The organism is Pedobacter sp. CG_S7, from assembly GCF_040544395.1.
GTDB lineage: Bacteria > Bacteroidota > Bacteroidia > Sphingobacteriales > Sphingobacteriaceae > Pedobacter.
Genome location: NZ_JBEONS010000106.1, coordinates 1 through 1130, shown reverse-complemented (window position 1 = coordinate 1130; position 1130 = coordinate 1). Strand labels below are relative to the sequence as shown.

The following is a 1130-nucleotide window of genomic DNA, read 5'->3' as shown; positions in this document are numbered from 1 at the left end:
TGATTAAGGTATGGTATCCGTCCTGCATGAAGTAAGAAATCTAAGCATCAAAGCTAGAAATATAAGACCTGATCCACAACTTTTTGACTTGATCCGAAATTAGATGCAAAAATTTATTTTTAACGGCATTTCTTTGATAGCTTGTAATAGATTGAATAAGATATAGTTATATGGAGGTGGTGTTATTGCAACTTTACTTCTGCAAAGTAGTGTAATATTAGTATGGATATAAAGACTAATTTTAGCCCATCAATAAAAACTAATTTTATCCTGAACTTATTAGATTCTTAAATAGTCAGGAATATTACGTCAGTTTGGAAAAAGTAGCAATCGTAATTGTGTTATGATTGCCTTTAATATTTTAGAGGTTCAATCATATTCGAAGGAATATTTTAAAGTATATACATTAGTAGATTCCATCTTTTAATTCAGTATTGTTGTTGAAATGGCATAGGATAAACGAATTTAACCGTTTATCCTATCAATATTTTGCATATTTAAATATTTTATGTAATTTAGATATAAGATAAACGAAATTAAATCGTTTATCTTATTGATATTTTACAATGGATATTCGAACAGCACTAAGAGAGCTATCTAACCAACCGCTGACCCACCAGCTCCTGGCAGACCTTTTGAAAGACTATAAACGACCAAACGATAAAATATTATCTTTAAAAGCAGATGGTCTGATTGAACCGGTCAAAAAAGGGCTTTATATTGCAGGTAGGTCTCTTAACGCTGAGCGACCTGAAAGCGCACTGCTTGCCAACCATATACTTGGACCAAGCTACCTTTCAATGGAAAGTGCGCTTGCCCATTACGGACTAATTCCAGAGAAGGTTTTTGCGGTCACTTCAATGACTACAAAGGCATCAAGGAAATTTCAGACTAACATTGGACTATATACCTACACCAACCTACCATTGCCTTATTACGCCTTTGGTCTTGCTTCCATGAGTCTGTCTAAAGACCAACAAGCTATAATAGCGATTCCGGAAAAGGCATTATGCGATAAAATAGTTACAACAGCGGGCATAACCTTAAGAAGCCAGTCTTCCGCAAGGGACTATGTTTTTGGAAACCTTAGAATGGAAGAAGAGGATCTCACTAAGTTTGATCTAAATGCT

The 1130-nt window shown here is 34.6% G+C and carries 1 protein-coding gene; it reads left to right on the top strand.

What is annotated here, in order from left to right; genetic code table 11:
- Positions 1-566: 566 nt before the first annotated feature.
- Positions 567-1130 (top strand): type IV toxin-antitoxin system AbiEi family antitoxin domain-containing protein (locus AAKU52_RS17480; RefSeq protein ID WP_354335921.1); only part of this gene is annotated, 564 nt, incomplete at its 3' end.